This window comes from Escherichia marmotae (genome assembly GCF_002900365.1).
Classification (GTDB): domain Bacteria; phylum Pseudomonadota; class Gammaproteobacteria; order Enterobacterales; family Enterobacteriaceae; genus Escherichia; species Escherichia marmotae.
The window spans coordinates 1,001,923-1,023,783 of the sequence record NZ_CP025979.1; the positions used below are offsets into that span (position 1 = coordinate 1,001,923).

Annotated in this window: 19 protein-coding genes and 4 pseudogenes; 12 read left to right on the plus strand and 11 right to left on the minus strand. The window is 47.6% G+C overall.

Going from position 1 to position 21,861, the window contains the following annotated elements:
• Positions 1–47: 47 nt before the first annotated feature.
• Complete coding sequence (gene hslJ / locus C1192_RS05385; protein WP_001516437.1) at positions 48–470, plus strand: heat shock protein HslJ; 423 nt, start codon at positions 48–50, stop codon at positions 468–470.
• On the opposite strand, the gene C1192_RS05390 is transcribed toward hslJ, so the two are convergent.
• Positions 467–733, minus strand: coding sequence for a putative hemolysin (locus C1192_RS05390; RefSeq protein ID WP_001200698.1), 267 nt, complete (start codon positions 731–733; stop codon positions 467–469). The genes hslJ and C1192_RS05390 overlap by 4 nt on opposite strands.
• Before the next feature lie 272 nt (positions 734–1,005).
• Between C1192_RS05390 and nifJ the strand changes: the two genes are divergently transcribed.
• A complete protein-coding gene (gene nifJ, locus C1192_RS05395) occupies positions 1,006–4,530 on the plus strand; it encodes a pyruvate:ferredoxin (flavodoxin) oxidoreductase (RefSeq protein WP_000628247.1) in 3,525 nt (1,174 codons plus the stop codon).
• A 366-nt stretch (positions 4,531–4,896) separates the two neighbouring features.
• A pseudogene (ompN, locus tag C1192_RS05400) lies at positions 4,897–5,652 on the plus strand (porin OmpN); the annotation flags it as partial.
• Between the two features lie 29 nt (positions 5,653–5,681).
• On the opposite strand, the gene C1192_RS05405 reads toward ompN, so the two are convergent.
• Positions 5,682–6,832 (minus strand): IS3-like element ISEc16 family transposase gene (locus C1192_RS05405; RefSeq protein ID WP_103194781.1). Its coding sequence is split into 2 segments (ribosomal slippage): positions 5,682–6,571 and positions 6,571–6,832, totalling 1,152 coding nucleotides; the frame shifts between segments, so codons are not numbered across the junction.
• A gap of 58 nt (positions 6,833–6,890) precedes the next feature.
• Between C1192_RS05405 and C1192_RS05410 the strand changes: the two are divergent.
• From C1192_RS05410 to ttcA, 3 genes and pseudogenes are all read left to right on the plus strand, one after another.
• Positions 6,891–7,277, plus strand: a pseudogene (locus tag C1192_RS05410) (porin); the annotation flags it as partial.
• A gap of 140 nt (positions 7,278–7,417) precedes the next feature.
• Entirely contained in the window at positions 7,418–7,852 is a 435-nt protein-coding gene (gene uspF, locus C1192_RS05415; RefSeq protein ID WP_010376343.1) for a universal stress protein UspF, read from the plus strand.
• A gap of 176 nt (positions 7,853–8,028) precedes the next feature.
• Positions 8,029–8,964, plus strand: a complete 936-nt coding sequence (gene ttcA, locus C1192_RS05420) for a tRNA 2-thiocytidine(32) synthetase TtcA (protein ID WP_038354511.1) — start codon at positions 8,029–8,031, stop codon at positions 8,962–8,964.
• Between the two features lie 94 nt (positions 8,965–9,058).
• On the opposite strand, the gene dbpA is transcribed toward ttcA, so the two are convergent.
• The 4 genes from dbpA to C1192_RS25465 all read right to left on the minus strand — a co-directional run bounded on the left by dbpA (position 9,059) and on the right by C1192_RS25465 (position 11,954).
• A complete protein-coding gene (dbpA, locus tag C1192_RS05425; protein ID WP_038354512.1) occupies positions 9,059–10,432 on the minus strand; it encodes an ATP-dependent RNA helicase DbpA in 1,374 nt (457 codons plus the stop codon).
• Positions 10,433–10,461: 29 nt separating this feature from the next.
• Positions 10,462–10,635, minus strand: a complete 174-nt coding sequence (gene ynaL, locus C1192_RS05430) for a proline-rich small protein YnaL (RefSeq protein WP_001296046.1) — start codon at positions 10,633–10,635, stop codon at positions 10,462–10,464.
• Between the two features lie 274 nt (positions 10,636–10,909).
• Complete coding sequence (gene zntB, locus C1192_RS05435; protein WP_000452014.1) at positions 10,910–11,893, minus strand: zinc transporter ZntB; 984 nt, start codon at positions 11,891–11,893, stop codon at positions 10,910–10,912.
• Positions 11,894–11,906: 13 nt separating this feature from the next.
• Positions 11,907–11,954 carry a hypothetical protein gene (locus C1192_RS25465; protein ID WP_214678597.1) on the minus strand — a complete coding sequence of 16 codons (48 nt, stop codon included), beginning with the start codon at positions 11,952–11,954 and terminating at the stop codon, positions 11,907–11,909.
• Between the two features lie 195 nt (positions 11,955–12,149).
• Between C1192_RS25465 and C1192_RS05440 the strand changes: the two are divergent.
• Positions 12,150–13,381 (plus strand): annotated as a pseudogene (locus C1192_RS05440) (diguanylate cyclase domain-containing protein).
• A 30-nt stretch (positions 13,382–13,411) separates the two neighbouring features.
• On the opposite strand, the gene smrA reads toward C1192_RS05440, so the two are convergent.
• A complete protein-coding gene (smrA, locus tag C1192_RS05445; RefSeq protein WP_038354513.1) occupies positions 13,412–13,975 on the minus strand; it encodes a DNA endonuclease SmrA in 564 nt (187 codons plus the stop codon).
• Between the two features lie 447 nt (positions 13,976–14,422).
• On the opposite strand from smrA, the pseudogene C1192_RS26040 reads away from it, so the two are divergent.
• The 4 genes and pseudogenes from C1192_RS26040 to uspE all read left to right on the plus strand — a co-directional run.
• Positions 14,423–14,577, plus strand: a pseudogene (locus C1192_RS26040) (p-aminobenzoyl-glutamate transporter); the annotation flags it as partial.
• A 10-nt stretch (positions 14,578–14,587) separates the two neighbouring features.
• A complete protein-coding gene (gene ogt, locus C1192_RS05450; RefSeq protein WP_001516468.1) occupies positions 14,588–15,103 on the plus strand; it encodes a methylated-DNA--[protein]-cysteine S-methyltransferase in 516 nt (171 codons plus the stop codon).
• Between the two features lie 194 nt (positions 15,104–15,297).
• The gene (fnr, locus tag C1192_RS05455; protein WP_000611910.1) at positions 15,298–16,050 is read left to right on the plus strand and encodes a fumarate/nitrate reduction transcriptional regulator Fnr; all 753 of its coding nucleotides are present in this window, start codon (positions 15,298–15,300) and stop codon (positions 16,048–16,050) included.
• A 151-nt stretch (positions 16,051–16,201) separates the two neighbouring features.
• Positions 16,202–17,161: a universal stress protein UspE gene (gene uspE / locus C1192_RS05460; protein WP_001516469.1), complete on the plus strand. Its 960-nt coding sequence runs from the start codon at positions 16,202–16,204 to the stop codon at positions 17,159–17,161.
• A gap of 51 nt (positions 17,162–17,212) precedes the next feature.
• On the opposite strand, the gene C1192_RS05465 is transcribed toward uspE, so the two are convergent.
• Complete coding sequence (locus C1192_RS05465) at positions 17,213–17,470, minus strand: DUF2534 family protein (protein WP_000605648.1); 258 nt, start codon at positions 17,468–17,470, stop codon at positions 17,213–17,215.
• A gap of 244 nt (positions 17,471–17,714) precedes the next feature.
• Here C1192_RS05465 and ynaI point away from each other — a divergent pair, with 244 nt between their 5' ends.
• Complete coding sequence (ynaI, locus tag C1192_RS05470; protein ID WP_001516470.1) at positions 17,715–18,746, plus strand: low conductance mechanosensitive channel YnaI; 1,032 nt, start codon at positions 17,715–17,717, stop codon at positions 18,744–18,746.
• 58 nt (positions 18,747–18,804) lie between these two features.
• Here ynaI and C1192_RS25625 read toward each other — a convergent pair whose 3' ends face one another.
• The 3 genes from C1192_RS25625 to C1192_RS05480 form a co-directional block, all read right to left on the minus strand.
• On the minus strand, positions 18,805–19,611 hold the full coding sequence (locus C1192_RS25625) for a glycoside hydrolase family 25 protein (protein ID WP_241482938.1): 807 nt from the start codon (positions 19,609–19,611) through the stop codon (positions 18,805–18,807).
• Positions 19,612–19,748: 137 nt separating this feature from the next.
• Positions 19,749–20,729, minus strand: a complete 981-nt coding sequence (locus tag C1192_RS25630) for a caspase family protein (RefSeq protein ID WP_241482939.1) — start codon at positions 20,727–20,729, stop codon at positions 19,749–19,751.
• Between the two features lie 3 nt (positions 20,730–20,732).
• Positions 20,733–21,815, minus strand: a complete 1,083-nt coding sequence (locus C1192_RS05480) for a glycoside hydrolase family 25 protein (protein ID WP_233432056.1) — start codon at positions 21,813–21,815, stop codon at positions 20,733–20,735.
• Between the last annotated feature and the right edge of the window lie 46 nt (positions 21,816–21,861).

Below are 21,861 nucleotides of genomic sequence, written 5' to 3' on the forward strand. Positions count from 1 at the left end.
GCATCCGGCAATCAGCACCTGATTTATACCTTAAGTTGAGAACTAAAATGAAGAAAGTTGCCGCGCTAGTCGCACTAAGCCTGCTGATGGCGGGATGTGTAAGTAATGACAAAATTGCTGTAACGCCAGAACAGTTACAGCATCACCGGTTTGTACTGGAAAGTGTTAACGGTCAACCTGTTGCCAGCGATAAAAACCCGCCAGAAATCAGCTTTGGGGAAAAGATGATGATTTCCGGCAACATGTGTAACCGCTTTAGCGGAGAGGGTAAACTTTCGGGCGGAGAACTGAAAGTTAAAGGACTGGCAATGACCCGCATGATGTGTGCCAACCCACAGCTTAACGAACTCGATCACACCATCAGCGAAATGCTGAAAGAAGGTGCGCAGGTAGATCTGACCGCCAACCAGTTGACGCTGGCAACCGCGAAACAGACATTAACTTATAAACTGGCAGATTTGGTCAATTAGTAGCTGCCACAGCTTCCGGCGGCAAGCGACTGTTCGCTGCAGCGTTTGCCGTTAGGTAATGCACACATCCCAATAGCCGTTCCGTCAAGTTGACGGGCAACGGATAGCGAACCACCAATCATTGCGCAATTTGCTTCACCGCTACTGGACATGGACGCTTTTAAACCAGGCGCCACATGCGCCGCGGTTGCCTGCTGAACAGGTTCACTACTACACGCAGACAACAATAAAGCGGCACACCCTACCCACAACGCTGCTCGCATCTTTACTTCCTCTAATCTTTAAGCCAAACGACACCGCCCTAAATAATAGGCAGCCCAGGCGGTTACGTCGAGAACTACTATGTGTGTTGCAACGCATTGTTACTTTTTTATCGCTATTTTTTGCCCGGTGCTTGATCGAAACATTCATTATGCGGATATGGGGGACACAAAAGCGAAAATGCAACAGAAAGCCATTTGCTAAAATTGAGAGATAACTACTGGGCGCGCAGCTTTTTCGTGTGCCCCTCATTTGCGCAATGTAAGGGTGTCGTATGATCACAATTGACGGTAATGGCGCGGTAGCTTCGGTGGCATTTCGCACCAGTGAAGTTATCGCCATCTACCCTATTACCCCGAGTTCCACGATGGCAGAACAGGCTGATGCCTGGGCCGGAAACGGCTTGAAAAACGTGTGGGGAGATACACCTCGCGTAGTTGAAATGCAGTCCGAAGCTGGCGCTATCGCGACTGTGCATGGCGCTTTGCAAACGGGCGCACTCTCTACATCGTTTACATCATCGCAGGGTTTGTTGCTGATGATTCCGACATTGTACAAACTGGCGGGCGAACTGACACCGTTTGTACTGCATGTGGCGGCGCGAACCGTCGCTACTCATGCGCTCTCTATTTTTGGCGATCATTCAGATGTGATGGCGGTGCGCCAGACCGGTTGCGCCATGTTGTGTGCGGCAAACGTTCAGGAAGCGCAAGATTTCGCCCTCATTTCGCAAATCGCGACACTAAAAAGCCGTGTGCCATTTATTCATTTCTTTGATGGTTTCCGTACTTCCCACGAGATCAACAAAATCGTTCCACTGGCCGACGACACTATTCTTGAACTGATACCGCAGGCAGAAATTGATGCTCATCGCGCCCGTGCGCTGAATCCGGAACATCCGGTGATCCGCGGTACATCCGCCAATCCTGACACTTACTTCCAGTCTCGTGAAGCAACTAACCCATGGTACAACGCAGTTTACGACCATGTTGAACAGGCAATGAATGATTTCGCCGCCGCTACGGGTCGTCAGTATCAGCCTTTTGAGTATTACGGTCATCCACAGGCAGAACGGGTGATAATCCTGATGGGTTCTGCTATTGGCACCTGTGAAGAAGTGGTAGACGAATTGCTGACCCGTGGCGAAAAAGTTGGGGTGCTGAAAGTTCGACTATATCGTCCGTTTTCCGCCAAACACTTACTACAAGCACTACCGGAGTCCGTACGCAGCGTAGCGGTGTTGGATCGCACCAAAGAGCCGGGTGCCCAGGCAGAACCACTCTATTTGGATGTGATGACCGCGCTGGCAGAAGCCTTTAATAATGGCGAGCGTGAGGCATTGCCTCGCGTCATTGGTGGGCGCTATGGTCTGTCTTCCAAAGAGTTTGGCCCGGACTGTGTGCTGGCAGTATTTGCCGAACTTAACACAGCCAAACCAAAACCACGATTTACCGTGGGTATTTATGATGATGTGACCAATCTGTCACTGCCATTGCCAGAAAATACCCTGCCAAACTCCGCGAAGCTGGAAGCCCTGTTTTACGGCCTGGGCAGTGACGGCAGCGTTTCCGCGACCAAAAACAATATCAAGATTATCGGTAATTCCACCCCGTGGTATGCACAGGGGTATTTTGTATACGATTCCAAAAAGGCCGGTGGTCTGACAGTTTCTCACCTGCGTGTGAGCGAGCATCCAATTCGATCCGCGTATCTGATTTCACAAGCTGACTTTGTTGGCTGCCACCAGTTGCAGTTTATCGACAAATATCAGATGGCAGAACGCCTGAAACCTGGCGGTATTTTCCTGCTTAATACTCCGTACAGTGCCGAAGAAGTCTGGTCGCGGCTGCCGCAAGAAGTTCAGGCGGTGTTGAATCAGAAGAAAGCTCGCTTTTATGTGATTAATGCAGCGAAAATTGCCCGTGAATGTGGACTGGCAGCGCGCATTAACACCGTAATGCAGATGGCCTTTTTCCACCTGACGCAAATTCTGCCTGGCGACAGTGCCCTGGCTGAATTGCAGGGCGCAATTGCCAAAAGCTACAGCAGCAAAGGTCAGGATCTGGTGGAACGCAACTGGCAGGCACTGGCGCTGGCGCGTGAATCCGTGGAAGAAGTCCCGTTGCAACCGGTAAATCCGCACAGTGCGAATCGGCCACCGGTGGTTTCCGATGCAGCGCCTGATTTCGTTAAAACCGTCACCGCTGCAATGCTCGCCGGACTTGGCGATGCCCTCCCCGTTTCGGCGCTACCACCAGACGGCACATGGCCAATGGGCACAACGCGTTGGGAAAAACGCAATATTGCCGAAGAGATCCCCATCTGGAAAGAGGAACTCTGTACCCAATGTAACCACTGTGTCGCCGCCTGCCCACACTCCGCTATTCGCGCAAAAGTGGTTCCGCCGGAAGCAATGGAAAACGCCCCTGCCAGCCTGCATTCGCTGGATGTGAAATCGCGCGATATGCGCGGGCAGAAATATGTGTTGCAGGTCGCACCGGAAGATTGCACCGGCTGTAATCTGTGCGTTGAAGTTTGCCCGGCGAAAGACCGTCAGGATCCTGATATCAAAGCCATCAATATGATGTCGCGTCTGGAGCATGTGGAAGAAGAGAAAATCAATTATGACTTCTTCCTCAACTTACCAGAAATCGACCGCAGTAAACTGGAACGTATTGATATTCGTACATCGCAATTGATCACACCGCTGTTTGAATATTCTGGTGCTTGTTCCGGTTGTGGCGAGACGCCGTATATCAAATTGCTTACTCAGCTCTATGGCGATCGAATGTTGATCGCTAACGCCACCGGATGTTCGTCGATTTATGGCGGTAACCTGCCATCCACACCGTATACCACTGATGCAAACGGTCGTGGTCCGGCCTGGGCGAACTCACTGTTTGAAGATAATGCCGAATTTGGCCTGGGCTTCCGCCTGACGGTCGATCAGCATCGTGTCCGTGTTTTGCGTCTGCTGGATCAGTTTGCCGATAAAATCCCGGCGGAGTTACTGGCAGCGTTGAAATCAGATGCCACGCCAGAGGTTCGTCGCGAACAGGTTGCCGCGTTGCGCCAGCAACTAAAGGATATCGCTGAAGCTCATGAACTGCTGCGCGACGCTGATGCGCTGGTGGAAAAATCAATATGGCTGATTGGTGGCGACGGCTGGGCTTACGATATCGGCTTCGGTGGTTTGGATCATGTATTAAGTCTGACGGAAAACGTCAACATTCTGGTACTGGATACGCAATGCTATTCCAATACCGGCGGTCAGGCGTCGAAAGCAACCCCTCTTGGTGCAGTAACGAAGTTTGGTGAACACGGCAAACGCAAAGCGCGTAAAGACCTCGGCGTCAGTATGATGATGTACGGTCATGTTTATGTGGCGCAGATTTCTCTCGGTGCGCAACTGAACCAGACAGTGAAAGCGATTCAGGAAGCGGAAGCGTATCCAGGGCCGTCACTGATCATTGCTTACAGTCCATGTGAAGAGCACGGTTATGACCTGGCATTGAGTCACGACCAGATGCGCCAACTCACCGCAACCGGCTTCTGGCCGCTGTATCGCTTTGATCCACGTCGTGCCGATGAAGGCAAACTGCCACTGGCGCTGGATTCACGTCCACCATCAGAGGCTCTGGAAGAAACATTGCTCCATGAACAACGTTTCCGCCGTCTGAATTCGCAACAGCCAGAAGTGGCGGAACAGTTATGGAAAGATGCCGCAGCCGATCTGCAAAAACGCTATGATTTCCTCGCGCAAATGGCGGGGAAAACGGATAAAAGTGGCACCGAGTAGAGTAACAGGGTAAGGATTATCCTGAACAAAAAAAAAGCCCGAATGAAAGTTCGGGCTTGTCTTTTTATTTGTTGGGAAATAAGTAATCGTAGCAATGCCCCAACAGAAAATAATATCTGTGACAATAAAGGCATATAACCCGCGCAGAATAACGCATCACTTTTTAAATGTATAATTTTTATTTTATATATATCACCACTAAAACATTCATCAAACTTATTATCATTTCTCAAGAATTATTTGATTAAGGTTTTACTTAAGACGTAACAAATGATACTTATCGGCTAATGGAACTTTTCCTTTAGGATGTTTTCCCTTCCCGAACAGGGAAAGAAAGGCAAATAAAATAACTAAAGGATTTTTTCAATGAAAAGCAAAGTACTGGCACTCTTAATTCCTGCCCTGCTCTCCGCAGGAGCTGCTCATGCGGCAGAAATTTATAATAAAGACGGCAATAAATTGGATCTTTATGGCAAAGTTGATGGTCTACATTATTTTTCTGATAGTTCAGCGAAAGATGGCGATCAGAGCTATGCACGTCTTGGTTTTAAAGGCGAAACACAAATTAACGAGCAACTCACTGGTTATGGTCAGTGGGAATACAATATTCAGGCAAACAATACTGAATCCTCAAAAAATCAATCCTGGACTCGTCTGGCATTCGCCGGGTTGAAATTTGCTGATTACGGTTCTTTCGATTACGGACGTAATTACGGCGTAATGTACGATATAGAAGGCTGGACCGATATGCTGCCAGAATTTGGCGGTGACTCCTACACGAATGCGGACAACTTTATGACCGGTCGTGCTAATGGCGTAGCAACTTATCGTAATTCTGATTTCTTCGGTCTGGTTAATGGACTGAACTTCGCTTTGCAATATCAGGGTAACAACGAAGGCGCGAGCAATGGTCAGGAAGGTACTAATAACGGACGTGATGTTCGTCATGAAAATGGCGACGGCTGGGGTCTTTCCACAACCTACGATTTAGGTATGGGCTTTAGTGCGGGTGCAGCATACACCTCCTCAGACCGCACCAATGATCAGGTTAATCATACTGTGGCGGGTGGCGATAAAGCCGATGCGTGGACTGCCGGGTTAAAATATGATGCTAACAACATTGATCCTACCCACGTAATGTGGACACGGCCCTAAGCGAGATTATGGTTTTCAAATTGTTCCGGGCTGAGACCGCCACAGGCACTGTGACGACGCCAGCGATTGTAATCACACTCGATATAATTAAACACCGTTGCCCGCATTATTTCCCGGCTGCTAAAGCGTTCCCCGTGGATACATTCCACCTTCAGCGAATGAAAGAAGCTTTCCACACAGGCATTGTCATAACAGTTGCCTTTCGCACTCATACTGCCACGCAGGTTGTGTCGCTTCAGCAGCGCCTGATAATCCCCTGAACAGTATTGACCACCACGGTCCGTATGAACAATGACGCTTTCCGGGCGTCTTCTCCGCCACAACGCCATTTGCAGTGCATCACAGGCCAGTTGTGCTGTCATTCGCGGTGACATCGACCAGCCAATAACGGCGCGTGACCACAGGTCGATGACTACTGCGAGATACAACCAGCCCTCATCGGTACGCAAGTACGTGATGTCACCCGCCCACTTCTGGTTCGGGCCGCTGGCGCTGAAGTCCTGCTCCAGCAGATTCTCCAATACGGGCAGGCCATGTGCACGGTAGCTGACCGGGCTGAACTTCCGGCCGGCTTTCGCCCGCAGCCCCTGACGACGCAGGCTGGCGGCAATGGTTTTAATATTGAACTCCGGCAGTTCGTCAGCAAGGCGGGGAGCACCGTATCGCTGCTTTGCCTCAAAGAATGCCTTATGAACAGCGGTATCGCAGGTGAGCCGAAACTGTTGGCGCAGGCTCATCTGGTGACGACGCCTGAGCCAGACATACCAGCCGCTGCGGGCAACCCGAAGTACACGACACATCGCTTTGATGCTGAACTCTGCCCGATGATTTTCGATGAAGACATACTTCATTTCAGGCGCTTCGCGAAGTATGTCGCGGCCTTTTGGAGGATGGCCAGTTCCTCAGCCTGCTCCGCCAGTTGTCGTTTAAGGCGGACATTTTCAGCGGCCAGTTCGCTTTCGCGCTCTGACGAACTCATTTGTTGCTGCTGTTTACTGCGCCAGGCATAAAGCTGAGATTCATACAGGCTGAGTTCACGGGCTGCGGCGGCCACACCGATGCGTTCAGCGAGTTTCAGGGCTTCGTTACGAAATTCAGGCGTATGTTGTTTACGGGGCTTCTTGCTGATTGATACTGGTTTTGTCATGAGTCACCTCTGGTTGAGAGTTTACTCACTTAGTCCTGTGTCCACTATTGGTGGGTAAGATCACATCTACCTGGCAACCATGTATTCCGAAACACGTAATATGACGCCATTTGGCAACAGTGATTACGCCGTTGCGAACAAGACCCAGAACTTTGAAGTCACCGCCCAATATCAGTTTGACTTTGGCCTGCGTCCGGCAGTGTCTTTCCTGATGTCTAAAGGGCGTGACCTGAACGCTGCTGGTGGTGTTGATAATCCAGCCGGTGTTGACGATAAAGATCTGGTCAAATACGCAGATGTTGGCGCGACATATTATTTCAACAAAAATATGTCAACCTATGTTGACTATAAAATTAACCTGTTGGATGAAGATGACAGCTTCTACGCTGCCAACGGTATCTCTACCGATGATATTGTCGCTTTAGATCTGGTTTATCAGTTCTAATCCTGCCTGCCCGCCTCTCTGGCGGGCTTTTTCTACTTATTGAATCCTGCTTAATCTAAATTAAAAATGTGAACTCCGTCATTACACAAAAAGTGTCATCTGGCGTTACACTTTATGCGGATACTAAAACAGGAGGTTTTATGAACAGAACGATTCTTGTCCCTATCGATATTTCCGACTCAGAATTAACTCAACGCGTGATTAGTCACGTTGAAGCCGAGGCAAAAATTGATGATGCAGAGGTTCATTTCCTGACGGTAATACCTTCGCTGCCCTACTATGCCTCTCTGGGTTTAGCGTATTCCGCAGAGTTACCGGCAATGGATGACCTGAAAGCGGAAGCCAAATCGCAACTGGAAGAAGTCATTAAAAAATTCAAACTGCCGACTGACAGAGTGCATATCCATGTTGAAGAAGGTTCGCCAAAAGACCGCATTCTGGAAATGGCGAAAAAGATCCCTGCTCATATGATCATCATTGCCTCCCATCGACCGGATATTACCACCTACCTGCTCGGCTCTAACGCCGCTGCCGTAGTACGTCATGCAGAGTGTTCAGTGCTGGTCGTGCGCTAATAACTAACGCCCGCACGTCGCTGCGGGCTTTTTGATTCATTTCGCAAATGTGCTGACATTTTCCCCTCTAATCCGTACCATACACGCCACTGTTTTTATATCAGACTTCTGCTGTCGGATATCCCGGCATGATGCATACTCTTCTGATGCCATATAATGAATTGAGCTACTATTAAATGTTGCAAAATCAAGAAATTAGTAAGAAAGAACAATACAACCTGAACAAATTACAAAAACGCCTGCGCCGCAATGTGGGCGAAGCCATTGCTGACTTCAATATGATTGAAGATGGCGACCGCATTATGGTTTGCCTTTCCGGGGGAAAAGACAGCTATACCATGCTGGAGATCCTGCGGAATTTGCAGCAAAGCGCGCCAATCAGTTTTTCGCTGGTTGCCGTTAACCTCGACCAGAAGCAGCCCGGTTTCCCGGAGCACGTCCTGCCGGAGTATCTTGAAAAGCTGGGCGTTGAGTACAAAATTGTTGAAGAGAATACTTATGGGATCGTGAAAGAAAAGATCCCGGAAGGCAAAACCACCTGCTCACTCTGCTCTCGTCTGCGTCGCGGTATTCTTTACCGCACGGCAACAGAACTGGGCGCGACGAAAATCGCACTGGGTCACCATCGTGACGATATCCTGCAAACGCTGTTCTTAAACATGTTCTACGGCGGCAAGATGAAAGGTATGCCACCAAAGCTGATGAGCGATGACGGCAAACATATCGTAATTCGTCCGCTGGCTTATTGCCGTGAAAAGGACATTCAGCGTTTTGCCGATGCGAAAGCGTTCCCGATTATTCCGTGCAACCTGTGCGGTTCACAGCCTAACCTGCAACGTCAGGTGATTGCCGATATGTTGCGTGATTGGGATAAGCGTTATCCAGGGCGTATTGAGACAATGTTCAGCGCGATGCAGAATGTGGTGCCGTCACATCTGTGCGATACCAATCTGTTCGATTTCAAAGGCATTACCCACGGTTCTGAAGTGGTTAACGGCGGTGATCTGGCGTTTGATCGCGAAGAGCTACCACTACAACCCGCGGGCTGGCAGCCTGAAGAAGATGAAAATCAGTTGGATGAGTTACGCCTGAATGTGGTTGAAGTGAAATAACCAGGATAGCGCCCGATACGCAAGCTTATCGGGCTATTCTTGTGCTGGCCGGATAAGACGCAACCAGCGTCGCATCCGGCAATTCAACATTTCGTTATTTTAATAACCGCACCCGGCACGTTTTCCCTTTAATCTTTCCGCCCTGTAACTGTTTCCATGCCTTATGGGCAACAGACTGACGCACTGCGACGTAGACATGTGCTGGATGAACGGCAATTTTGCCAATATCTGTGCTATCCAGACCAATATCCCCCGTCAGCGCCCCCAGCACATCTCCTGGACGCATTTTCGCTTTTTTCCCACCATCAATGCACAACGTCACCATTTCTGCTTCCAGCGGCACAATGGCGCTGCTGGCTGGCGGCGTTTGCCAGTTAAGTTTTATCTGCAACATGTCAGAAATGATATTCGCCCGCTGCGCCTCTTCCGGAGCACAGAAACTGATCGCCAGACCGCTATTCCCCGCTCGCGCAGTACGCCCGATGCGATGTACATGAACTTCAGGGTCCCACGCCAGCTCAAAGTTCACCACCAGCGCAAGAGATTTGATATCCAGACCACGTGCCGCGACATCGGTCGCCACCAGCACACGTGCGCTACCATTGGCAAAACGAACCAACGTCTGATCGCGGTCGCGTTGTTCCAGATCGCCATGTAACGACAATGCACTTTGCCCTACTTCATTCAGAGCATCACACACAGCCTGGCAATCTTTTTTTGTATTACAGAACACCACACAAGATGATGGCTGATGCAAGCTTAATAACCGCTGCAACAACGAAATTTTGCCTTTGCTGGATGTCTCATAAAATTGTTGTTCAATAGGCGGTAAAGCATCTGACGTATCAATCTCAATCGCTAAAGGATCGCGTTGTACACGACCGCTAATCGCGGCAATTGCGTCCGGCCAGGTTGCAGAAAACAGAAGCGTCTGGCGAGAAGCAGGCGCAAAACGGATGACGTCATCAATTGCGTCGCTAAATCCCATATCCAACATACGGTCGGCTTCATCCATTACCAGCGTATTCAGGGTATCCAGCGATACAGTGCCTTTTTGCAGGTGATCGAGCAAACGACCCGGCGTTGCCACGATGATATGCGGCGCATGTTGCAGCGAATCGCGCTGAATGCTGAACGGCTGGCCGCCGCATAAGGTCAAGATTTTGGTATTCGGCAGAAAACGCGCCAGCCGGCGCAACTCTCCGGCAACCTGATCCGCCAGTTCACGGGTCGGGCACAGCACTAAAGCCTGGGTCTGAAACAGCGACGCATCAATTTGCTGTAACAAGCCAAGGCCAAATGCCGCCGTTTTGCCGCTGCCAGTTTTCGCCTGCACGCGAACATCTTTTCCGGCAAGGATCGCCGGAAGCGCGGCGGCCTGCACCGGCGTCATGGTTAAATAGCCCAACTCATTAAGGTTAGTGAGCTGGGCGGGAGGCAAAACGTTCAGGGTAGAAAAAGCGGTCACAATCTATTCTCGTGGTCATCGACGCAAAATTAGCAGGCGCGTATCCTCGCAGATCTACGCTCACGATGCGACAATTTAATCGGTTCTTCATCTGGCGGCGGGTCTGGCATGGGTTGCGGACGAGGGATGGGATCTGGCACTGGTACGGGATCGCCAGGAATGGGTTCAGGGACAGGAATTTGCAAATAAATGAGTGTCGTCATATTTCCCTCCGGTCATGGGGTGGACTCTTAAAGGGTAGACGCTGAAAAATTACAGGCAAAAAAAAGCCGACTCATCTAAGTCGGCGTCGTACGAATCAATTGTGCTATGCAGTAATTCAAAAAAGGAAGTAAGACAATATGGAGCGCAACGCCCATCGCTTGACGTTGCATTCACCTGCGAGGGAGATATTGCCCTGAATGGGTAGAGAGTTTATTGACTTCGCTCAAACTTTACGGCATTTTTATATACAGGAAGTAGACAAATTTTCTTTTGTTACAACCATTTACTACGATGCAACCATAAAGCAACACCACCAATAAGAACAACTAACAGAATACAAAAAAGCGAAAAGCCGAATTGCCATCCCCCGCCAGGAATACCACCGAGGTTGACACCAAATAACCCAGTTAAAAACGTACTGGGTAAAAAGACCATTGCCATCAACGACATCGTATAAGTACGACGCGCTAAATTTTCCTGCATGACCTGAGCGATTTCATCTGCCATCACGCCGGTTCGGGCAATACAGGCGTCAATCTCATCCAGGCCGCGTCCGAGACGATCGGCAATGTCCTGCATTCGGCGGCGTTGGTCGTCATTCATCCACGGCAGACGCTCACTAGCAAGGCGAGCATAAACATCACGCTGCGGTGCCATATAGCGACGCATCACAATTAATTGTTTACGCAGCAACGCCAGGAAACCGCGCGGCGGTATTTGTTGATCGAGCAGATTATCTTCCAGGTCGATAATTTTATCGTGCAGTTGTTCTATAAACTCACTGGAATGATCGGTTAACGCATCACACACATCCACCAGCCAGCCACCGCAATCGGTCGGGCCGGTTCCCTCTTCCAGATCGCTAACCACATCATCCAGCGCCAACACTTTACGTTGTCGGGTCGAGACAATTAACCGTCCATCCATATAAACACGCATGGCGACCAGTTGATCGGGACGTTCATCAGTACTGCCATTAATGCAGCGTAAAGTAATCAACGTCCCTTCCCCAAGACGGCTGACCCTGGGCCGCGTGCTTTCCCCCGCCAGCGCATCGCGTACGTTATTTGGCAACAAGGGTGTTGTCGCCAGCCATTGGGCACTGTCATGGTGCACATAATTGAGGTGGAGCCAGCAAGGATGCGCTTCATCTATATCATCTGTATTTTCCAGCGGTTTAACTCCGCCTTTACCATCCAACATCCAGGCAAATACTGCATCCGGGACATTTACGTCCGCTCCCTTAATCACTTCCACAGTGCCTCCATTGTCAACGCATTATTTTGTAGTCTAGTCTTCTGGTCATCTTACGCAACATCTCATCACCCCATTACCCTGAAATGATTAATAAAGTCCTGTCAAAATTAAATACAGAAAGCAAAATACTTTTCCTGATTTGAAAACGTGTAAAGCGTTAAATAGCGTCTATCATTATCAGAATTATCTGATCATTTGTCGTGGCATTTTTGCGATCAGGTAGTAACAAAAGATTGATAAAAATAACGGGATTTCAATGAATACGCACAACTTCAATACTCTGGACTTATTAACCAGTCCTGTCTGGATCGTTTCACCCTTTGAAGAACAATTAATTTATGCCAATAGTGCAGCGCGACTTTTGATGCAAGAACTCACCTTTAGTCAGCTACGTACCGGCCTCTATTCCATCTCCTCGCAAAACGAGCTTCTTAAATACCTCACAGACTTGCATAACCAGCTCGATATTGTAGAAATTCTCACTGTCCAGCGTAATGGTGAAGAGGCGGCATTAAGCTGCCGATTGCCCCTCAAAGAGATGAGTGAGACGGGAAAAGTAATTATCTTCGAAGGAATGGAAACTCCAGCAACACTGGGGTTAAAAGCCAGTCGTTCAGCGAATTATCAGCGTAAAAAACAAGGGTTTTATGCTCGTTTTTTTCTGACCAACTCTGCACCGATGCTGTTAATTGATCCCTCACGTGATGGCCAAATCGTCGATGCTAATCTGGCCGCGCTCAATATCTACGGCTACAACCATGAAACAATGTGTCAGAAGCACACCTGGGAAATAAATATGCTTGGGCGTCGCATCATGCCAGTCATGCATGAAATTTCACGGTTGCCCGGCGGCCATAAGCCTCTCAATTTTGTCCATAAACTGGCAGATGGCTCCATTCGGCATGTGCAAACTTATGCCGGGCCAATTGAGATTTACGGCGACAGGTTAATGTTATGCATCGTACATGATATTACAGAGCAAAAACGGCTGGAGGAACAACTGGAACATGCAGCCCACCATGATGCACTAACGGGATTACTCAACCGTCGGCAGTTTTATCACATAACTGACCCCGGACAGATGCAGCACCTGGCAATAGCTCAGGATTATAGTTTGTTGCTCATCGACACCGATCGTTTTAAGCATATCAATGACTTATACGGTCATCAGAAAGGAGATGAAGTGTTATGCTCGCTTGCCCATACTCTTGAAAGTTGCGCCCGCAAAGGCGATTTGGTGTTTCGTTGGGGGGGGAAGAGTTCGTCTTATTGTTGCCGAGAACCCCGTTGGATACTGCACTTTCGTTGGCTGAAACTATCCGCTTGAGCGTGGCAAAAGTGAGTATTTCGGGCTTACCGCGCTTCACAGTCAGTATTGGCGTGGCGCATCACGAAGGAAATGAAAACATCGATGAACTGTTTAAGCGTGTTGATGATGCCTTGTATCGGGCAAAAAATGACGGACGCAACCGCGTGTTAGCCGCCTGATATATTCAAAAACGCGGAAGCGTCATTTAATTATCGACTACGTTTAGCGTGGCGTTCCCAGTTTTCCAGCTTCGCCTGCACCGTTTTACGCAGCGCGACGTAACATGCCCCGCTACCGCCATGATGCGGTAGTGCGGTGCAATAGGCCTGTACGTCTTCGAACTCCGTCAGCCAACGCGCCACATAGCTACGAATAATATTCGCGTGTGATTTATCTTCCCGCCCTTTGCCATGAATAATAAGCACATTTCGCAAGCCGTCCGCCAGCGCCTGATGAATAAAACTGAATACCATTTTACGGCACTCCTCCACCGGCTGGCGCAGTAAATTCAGGCTGGCCTGCTGCGGATATTTGCCGCTGCGTAGCTTATCAATCACCCCATGTTGCAACCCTTCCCGACGAAATTCCAGCGGCTGGGTTAGTGGAATAATGTCAAGAAATCCGGTGGTGAGAAAATTATCAAGTTGCAGCGTATCTATACGCTGCGGCGCACGTTGGTTACGCGTTGGATGCCAGTAGACATCAGTAGCGCATTTCAGTGGCTGGACATCTTCCATGGCGTCAAGAAACAGCGATTTGTCGTCAGGGTTCATGTAGCATCCTCACGCAATACAGAGCGCGATATAATAACTGTGCCCCATCAGGCCGACAACGGTCTGGCGCAATTTCCCGTATGCAGATTAGGAACAACATATATTACGGCGAAGCATTAATGCATGATGACTCAGTTGTATAGCGGCTGATTTAACTTATATTTTCGTGAAACCGGTCACTGAAGAAAATTGGCAACAGAGTGGTAAAACCGTTATAACACTGTCACCGGCAGACAGGAACCCAGGCCGGAATAAAGACGCGGATGCACTGCTGTGTGTACTGTAGAGTCTGGCGGATGTCGACAGGCTCTATTTTTTTATGCGTGCGCAGAAGATAATCACATTCGCAGACTAAAAACGCGATCAGCAGTGGCTGCCTGCCCCCTTTTTTGCATTGTTTGCACCTCTATATAACCATCAGCACTAATATCTCTGTTTCTCTGACTTCTGCAACGATATAAGCCAGCCGCCAAACTGGATACCTACAATTTGTTAGCCTTACTGTCTCCTCTTATATTCTTGGTGGTATGGCTGCTGATATTGCTGGCATGGTATCTTGTCGGTCTACTGATTAGTCCGGGTTTTACCCACGTTTGTCTTGAGAGAGAACGGATGCTGAGATTACTTGAAGAAAAAATTGCCACCCCATTGGGTCCACTATGGGTGATTTGCGATGAACAATTCCGTCTGCGGGCGGTTGAATGGGAAGAGTACAGTGATCGCATGGTGCAATTGCTGGACATCCATTATCGCAAAGAAGGTTATGAGCGAATTTCCGCAACCAATCCCGGCGGTCTTAGCGACAAACTTCGCGACTATTTTGCCGGTAATCTTAGCATTATTGATACCCTTCCTACCGCTACTGGTGGTACTCCATTTCAGCGGGAAGTGTGGAAAACATTGCGCACTATTCCTTGTGGCCAGGTAATGCATTACGGTCAACTGGCAGAACATCTGGGTCGTCCGGGCGCAGCGCGCGCCGTTGGCGCGGCGAACGGTTCAAATCCGATCAGTATTGTCGTACCTTGCCACCGGGTTATTGGACGAAACGGCACGATGACCGGATATGCAGGCGGAGTGCAGCGAAAAGAGTGGTTATTGCGCCATGAAGGCTATCTACTGCTGTAGACCTTAAACAATTTGTGCCGGTTTGCTCACAGTTTTATGTAAAGCCATCCTTAATAATTTAAGAATTTTCAAGTAGATAGATATATATTTACATCTATTATCGGAATTCTCCGCTGTTAAGGTTTGCTTAGACTTACTTGCTCCCTAAAAAGATGTTAAAATTGACAAATATCAATTACGGCTTGAGCAGACCTATGATCCCGGAAAAGCGAATTATACGGCGCATTCAGTCTGGCGGTTGTGCTATCCATTGCCAGGATTGCAGCATCAGTCAGCTTTGCATCCCGTTCACACTAAACGAACATGAGCTTGATCAGCTTGATAATATCATTGAGCGAAAGAAGCCTATTCAGAAAGGCCAGACGCTGTTTAAGGCTGGTGATGAACTTAAATCGCTTTATGCCATCCGCTCCGGTACGATTAAAAGTTATACCATCACAGAGCAAGGCGACGAGCAAATCACTGGCTTCCATTTAGCAGGCGATCTGGTAGGTTTTGACGCTATTGGCAGCGGTCATCACCCTAGCTTCGCCCAGGCGCTGGAAACGTCAATGGTATGTGAAATCCCGTTCGAAACACTGGACGATCTGTCTGGTAAAATGCCGAATCTGCGTCAGCAGATGATGCGTCTGATGAGCGGTGAAATTAAAGGCGATCAGGACATGATTCTGCTGCTGTCGAAGAAAAATGCAGAAGAACGTCTGGCTGCTTTTATCTACAACCTGTCCCGTCGTTTTGCCCAACGCGGCTTCTCCCCTCGTGAATTCCGCCTGACGATGACTCGTGGCGATATCGGCAACTACCTGGGCCTGACGGTAGAAACCATCAGCCGTCTGCTGGGACGCTTCCAAAAAAGCGGCATGCTGGCAGTCAAAGGTAAATACATCACCATCGAAAATAACGATGCGCTGGCCCTGCTTGCTGGTCATACGCGCAACGTCGCCTGATTTTTCCGCATAATCGACTATCCTTCTGTCATATCATTAAATTTTTCTGATTTATTGATCTGGCAGAAGGTTCATCACTGTTTCATTCACCAGATATGGGTTAATCTTTTAATTACAAACTGCATTGACAGTTGTTGTAAGGAGACCCTGTATGGCTATGTATCAGAACATGCTCGTTGTTATCGATCCTAACCAGGACGATCAACCAGCATTACGGCGAGCTGTTTATTTACATCAACGGATTGGTGGCAAAATTAAAGCTTTTTTGCCGATTTATGATTTCTCATACGAAATGACTACCCTGCTCTCCCCGGACGAGCGCACCGCCATGCGTCAGGGTGTTATCAGTCAGCGAACTGCGTGGATACACGAGCAGGCGAAATATTATCTTAACGCTGGCGTCCCCATTGAAATCAAAGTGGTCTGGCATAACCGTCCTTTCGAAGCCATCATTCAGGAAGTGGTCAGCGGTGGGCACGATTTAGTCCTGAAAATGGCACACCAACATGATCGTCTGGAAGCGGTTATCTTTACCCCTACCGACTGGCATCTGTTGCGTAAATGCCCAAGTCCGGTGTGGATGGTGAAAGATCAACCGTGGCCGGAAGGCGGTAAGGCGTTGGTGGCAGTAAATCTCGCCAGCGAAGAGCCGTATCATAATGCTCTCAATGAAAAACTGGTGAAAGAGACGATTGAACTGGCTGCACAGGTGAATCACACCGAAGTCCATCTGGTTGGCGCGTATCCCGTTACTCCTATTAATATTGCTATTGAGCTGCCGGAATTTGATCCAAGCGTTTATAACGACGCTATCCGCGGACAACATTTGCTGGCGATGAAAGCCCTGCGGCAGAAATTCGGTATTAATGAAAACATGACGCACGTCGAAAAAGGTCTGCCGGAAGAAGTGATTCCTGATCTGGCGGAACATTTGCAGGCAGGAATTGTCGTTCTTGGCACCGTAGGACGAACCGGAATTTCCGCGGCATTCCTTGGCAATACGGCGGAACAGGTGATTGATCATCTCCGTTGCGACCTGCTGGTAATCAAACCCGATCAATACCAGACGCCTGTTGAACTGGATGACGAAGAAGAAGACGACGACGATTAATCGTTCTTTAATTACTCACGAGGCCCGATACTTCGGGCCTTTTCTTCTTGCTTATTTCTCATCGCCGCCGAGGAAATAAATTCCCAGCGGGATTGCCAGCAACACGGTAAAAACCAGGCTGTACACGAAAATCATCGAAGATTGAATCACATACATTGATGTCGTCCAGTCAGACAGCGGAATATTATATTGTTCAATAACACCACCAATGGTTGCGCGAGTCACCACCGACGCCGCAATAATAAAAACCGCCAACAAGCCTAAGAGAAACTTTCTTCCCCTCGCTGACTTTAATTTCATCATGATCATAATGTAATCCTTGTGCAAACAAACTCTCTGTTACTTATGCGTAACAATACCATGACATTTTGTCGTTGTCTGCTCTGAAGGCGTCAGATTGTTGACGTTTATATCATCAATCTATTGATCAATTCGCTGATGTTGCTACTTCCTTCCCTTACTATTGATGATATGAATCATTTGTCGCGGTAAAATAGCCCCGCCAGGGGTTTCCGGCATGACTTCAACCAATCTGGAGGAGCCTGATAAAACAATGATCGCTGAACTGTTTACAAATAATGCGCTTAATCTGGTCATTATTTTCGGTAGCTGCGCAGCATTGATTCTGATGAGCTTTTTGTTTCGTCGTGGGAATCGTAACAAGAAAGGATTCTTATTCCATGCGGTTCAATTTTTGATCTACACCATAATTATTAGTGCTGTTGGCAGCATCATTAATTATGTCATTGAAAATTACAAACTCAAATTTATCACACCAGACGCCGTTGATTTTATTTGTACGTCACTGATTGCGCTTATTCTGACGGTTAAGTTATTCCTTCTGATTAACCAGTTTGAAAAACAACAGATAAAAAAAGGCCGTGATATCACCAGTGCGCGGATTATGTCACGTATCATCAAAATCTGCATAATTGTGGTGATTGTTCTGCTTTACGGTGAACATTTTGGTATGAGCCTTTCCGGGTTGCTGACCTTCGGTGGTATTGGTGGTCTTGCTGTCGGTATGGCCGGTAAAGATATTTTGAGTAACTTCTTTTCCGGGATTATGCTCTATTTCGATCGCCCCTTTAGCATTGGCGACTGGATCCGTTCACCGGACAGAAATATCGAAGGTACGGTGGCAGAAATTGGCTGGCGTATCACTAAAATAAACACCTTTGATCACCGTCCTCTGTACGTGCCAAACTCGCTGTTTTCGTCTATCAGCGTAGAAAACCCGGGACGCATGACCAACCGTCGTATTACTACGACCATCGGTTTACGTTATGAAGACGCGGCAAAAGTGGGTGCCGTTGTCGAAGCTGTACGCGAAATGCTGAAAAATCACCCCGACATCGATCAGCGACAAACCTTACTGGTCTATTTCAACCAGTTTGCTGACTCGTCATTAAATATCATGGTTTATTGCTTTACCAAAACCACGGTATGGGCCGAATGGCTGGCAGTCCAACAGGATGTTTATTTGAAGATTATCGATATTGTACAGTCGCATGGCGCAGATTTTGCCTTCCCAAGCCAGACGTTGTATATGGATAATATTACACCGCCGGATCAGATGAAGTAACAACCCGTAGAAACTGGATGGCGATATACATATTTGCCATCCAGTCTTATTTATTTTTTCAATTAACAGCAGCCAGTGCTACATTATTCTCACCCGCTTTAAACTGAACATACTGTTCTTCAGTACCAAAGAAAACTTCCGACTCAGTGCTGTGGCCGATCCCCGGTACAGTTTCATTCCCTGAATATTGCCAAAGCGTCCAGGGATTGCGCCCCTCAAGCTTCACGCCAGCTTGTCCCCAATACCCCATCCACACCATATACTGCTCGAATCGACTATCCATGAAGTGGGACAGATTATTATGATTGCCATAAAATATGGGGGTCTTATGATAATTTTGATAGACCAGACCAGCAAAGTGCAAAATATCATTACGTGCTTTCGCCATTCCCGATTTTTTAAAACAGGCTAGTTGAGTTGTATCTTCACCTTCAGGATTTACCAATAAAATACCGGGCGGTAACATATTTGGATCAGCAGACAGGAGGCTTTTTGCCGTTTCCAGTTGTGCTTCAGGAGTGCGACAAAAATCAAATTTGAAATAACCTCCACGGTCAAATTTGGAATCAGCTAATTGTTTCCAGTGAGACTTAAATGATGAATCTGGACCTCTCCAGCCAACTACTCTCGTATATACAAAACGCGCAGACGATTTTTCCTGAAACAATTTCCAGTCGATCTCACCATCATTAGATGAAATATCATGTCCATGGATCGGATAAATCTCCGGCGTTTTAAAAATACGAATATCAGGACGATTGGGAATTGCACTTACGGGACCATAAGGAATCTCAATTGATTTATTATCTTTTTCTTGATTATCTGCGGGGGAAGAATCTGGCTTATCAATAGAGAATGATGCCACATCGATATTAGTAAACTCTCCTGCTTTTCCCGCAGCCAGTTGAGTCTTATTATCCAGACGACTTGCCGCAGGCTCATTGATGAAGAAGAATCCCCCAGGGCCTGCGGGTATTTCTGTTGCACCAATCCAGGCATCACTTAAATGTAACCCCTTCCCTTGTTCATCCAGCTTTTCATTAATATCTGAATATTATCGTTAACATAGATAAATAAACTCAACGTTCTGGTTATTCCGGCATAGTATTCTTTCTTACCATCTACCTTTACCATATATGACTTACCAAAACGTTCGTCGGCAACACCATTCGTTACCCCTTTGATAATTGTATCAAAAAAGACACTTCCGCGCTTTGCATCCAGCGAGTAAACCTCTGTTTTATCGTCACCGGCAGCTATTGCATACGCACCCGGATTACTGTACGAGTTAGAGTTACCCGCTCCGATGGTCATGCCATACAAGCCAGAACCAAAGCAAGCATTGACTAAAGTCAGAACATGGAAATAACGCTTTGCCAGAATATTAAGCTGTGCATTCAGCGCTGGCATTTCATACATCCCTTTTGAACCATCGATATCTGTAGCATTACTCAAAACAAATGCCGGTGCTTTATCAGAATTACCATTTTGAGTACCAAAACGCCCATGTCCTGAATAAGCAATTAACAAACGGGCTTTTTTATCAAACATCGTCCCTCTGGCAGGTAGATATTCTTTCAAAAAATAATTAATATTATCCAGCGATGCATCCTGATCTTTTAATAAAATAACCTCATCAAACTTCTGTCCGTTGATAAGAAAATCAGCCATTCTTTGGCCATCTACCGCTGCGGCAGGAATATCCTCATGCAAAAGTGGATATTTTGAAATTGCAATAATCAACCCGATGGAGCGAGTTTTTGCTGCATCCTGATCAGGTATTTTTAATGCGTCACTAATTCGGATATCCAGTCTCCCAGGGTTCTCAGAGCCATAATGGATAAAAAAATGACAATATTCATCAGGGACCATTGCACCATTTTTGCAAATATCATCTGCCAGGACGTCAGTCATTCCCAGTGATATTCCTGCAATGAACAGCCCAAGGGCCGATTTACATAAAATTAGCCATCGTTTATTCATAATTTAAAACTCCTGAACACCAAGAGTGGAATAAAACTCAGCAGTCGGTCCTTTATAAATACTGGCATCGAATTTCTTACTCGATCCCAAATTAAGCTGTGCAGCATCGGTAAACTGCCAGATTGCCCATTTTGTCTGGTTAATTGAACGCGGGGTTTCACTGGCCTGTGCCTGATTAGAGTAATCAGCCAGCCACAGTTTATGTTCTGCGACCTGGGCGAAACTATTTTCCCCACCAACGGCATCTTTCCACCACGCACGTGCAGTGTAGATAACCGGTTTACGCCCTAAATCGGCTTCTACCTGCGCGGTAAAAGCCTTGATCATTGTTATAATTTCCGCAGGTTTGCGCTTCTGCCAGCGGTCCTTACCCGTTAATGAATCCACATCCCACTCAACATCCACTGCCGGTGGCATGTCTGTCGCCCTTAGCCCACCGTTAGCTTTGATAACTTTGACAAACGTCATTGCCTGCTTGCGTCCCCACAATTCTGCGTCGTCTGCCGGTGTACCGCTGGAAAGAAAGTGGTAGGCTCCACGGTGAAGTTTTATCCCTCGTTCAGTATCGCCGGCCCGCTGCCAAAAGCCGGCGAATTCAGGATCAACATAACGTGTTCCTTGACTGGACTTCATATACAAGAACACAGACTTATTTTTTGCCAACAGTTCGATCGGGAAGTTCCTGCCGTTATGATGGCTGATATCCACACCAAATAAAGAACTGGGTCGTGGTTGATTCAATACTGAATCGTAAGCAACATCAGCCGGAAATTTAAAATATTTTTTTACAGCAAAGGAATCAAACTCTTTATCACGCGAAGGATCCGATTCCAGAATTTTCACAAACAATTCTTGCCGGGAGAGATCATTCGTTAAGTTTTCCAGTCCCAGCGATGAGGCATCGGGCAGTGATTCTGCGGCCAGCGTTAAAGAGGAATAATTAATGAATAATAACGAGATAACTAACGGAATAGCTGAAAGTTTTTTCATTTTACCACCCCATTTTTTAGCTGTATGTCTGTTTTCTAATGAAGATATTTCACCAGGAATGCAATTCACTTTACGTTGTAAAGAAAAGTAAAGCACAGCTTATATTCAGCGTATGTAATACACCTGACAAATAAAACATTTG

Excerpts from the sequence above, each read along its gene's own strand:
- C1192_RS05465 (WP_000605648.1), bottom strand. The coding sequence starts at position 17,470 with ATGATCATGATGAAATTAAAGTCAGCGAGGGGAAGAAAGTTTCTCTTA.
- fnr (WP_000611910.1), top strand. The coding sequence starts at position 15,298 with ATGATCCCGGAAAAGCGAATTATACGGCGCATTCAGTCTGGCGGTTGT.
- ynaL (WP_001296046.1), bottom strand. The coding sequence starts at position 10,635 with ATGACGACACTCATTTATTTGCAAATTCCTGTCCCTGAACCCATTCCT.
- C1192_RS05390 (WP_001200698.1), bottom strand. The coding sequence starts at position 733 with ATGCGAGCAGCGTTGTGGGTAGGGTGTGCCGCTTTATTGTTGTCTGCG.
- ttcA (WP_038354511.1), top strand. The coding sequence starts at position 8,029 with ATGTTGCAAAATCAAGAAATTAGTAAGAAAGAACAATACAACCTGAAC.
- nifJ (WP_000628247.1), top strand. The coding sequence starts at position 1,006 with ATGATCACAATTGACGGTAATGGCGCGGTAGCTTCGGTGGCATTTCGC.
- ynaI (WP_001516470.1), top strand. The coding sequence starts at position 17,715 with ATGATCGCTGAACTGTTTACAAATAATGCGCTTAATCTGGTCATTATT.
- smrA (WP_038354513.1), bottom strand. The coding sequence starts at position 13,975 with ATGAACCCTGACGACAAATCGCTGTTTCTTGACGCCATGGAAGATGTC.
- C1192_RS25630 (WP_241482939.1), bottom strand. The coding sequence starts at position 20,729 with ATGAATAAACGATGGCTAATTTTATGTAAATCGGCCCTTGGGCTGTTC.
- hslJ (WP_001516437.1), top strand. The coding sequence starts at position 48 with ATGAAGAAAGTTGCCGCGCTAGTCGCACTAAGCCTGCTGATGGCGGGA.
- uspF (WP_010376343.1), top strand. The coding sequence starts at position 7,418 with ATGAACAGAACGATTCTTGTCCCTATCGATATTTCCGACTCAGAATTA.
- ogt (WP_001516468.1), top strand. The coding sequence starts at position 14,588 with ATGCTGAGATTACTTGAAGAAAAAATTGCCACCCCATTGGGTCCACTA.
- uspE (WP_001516469.1), top strand. The coding sequence starts at position 16,202 with ATGGCTATGTATCAGAACATGCTCGTTGTTATCGATCCTAACCAGGAC.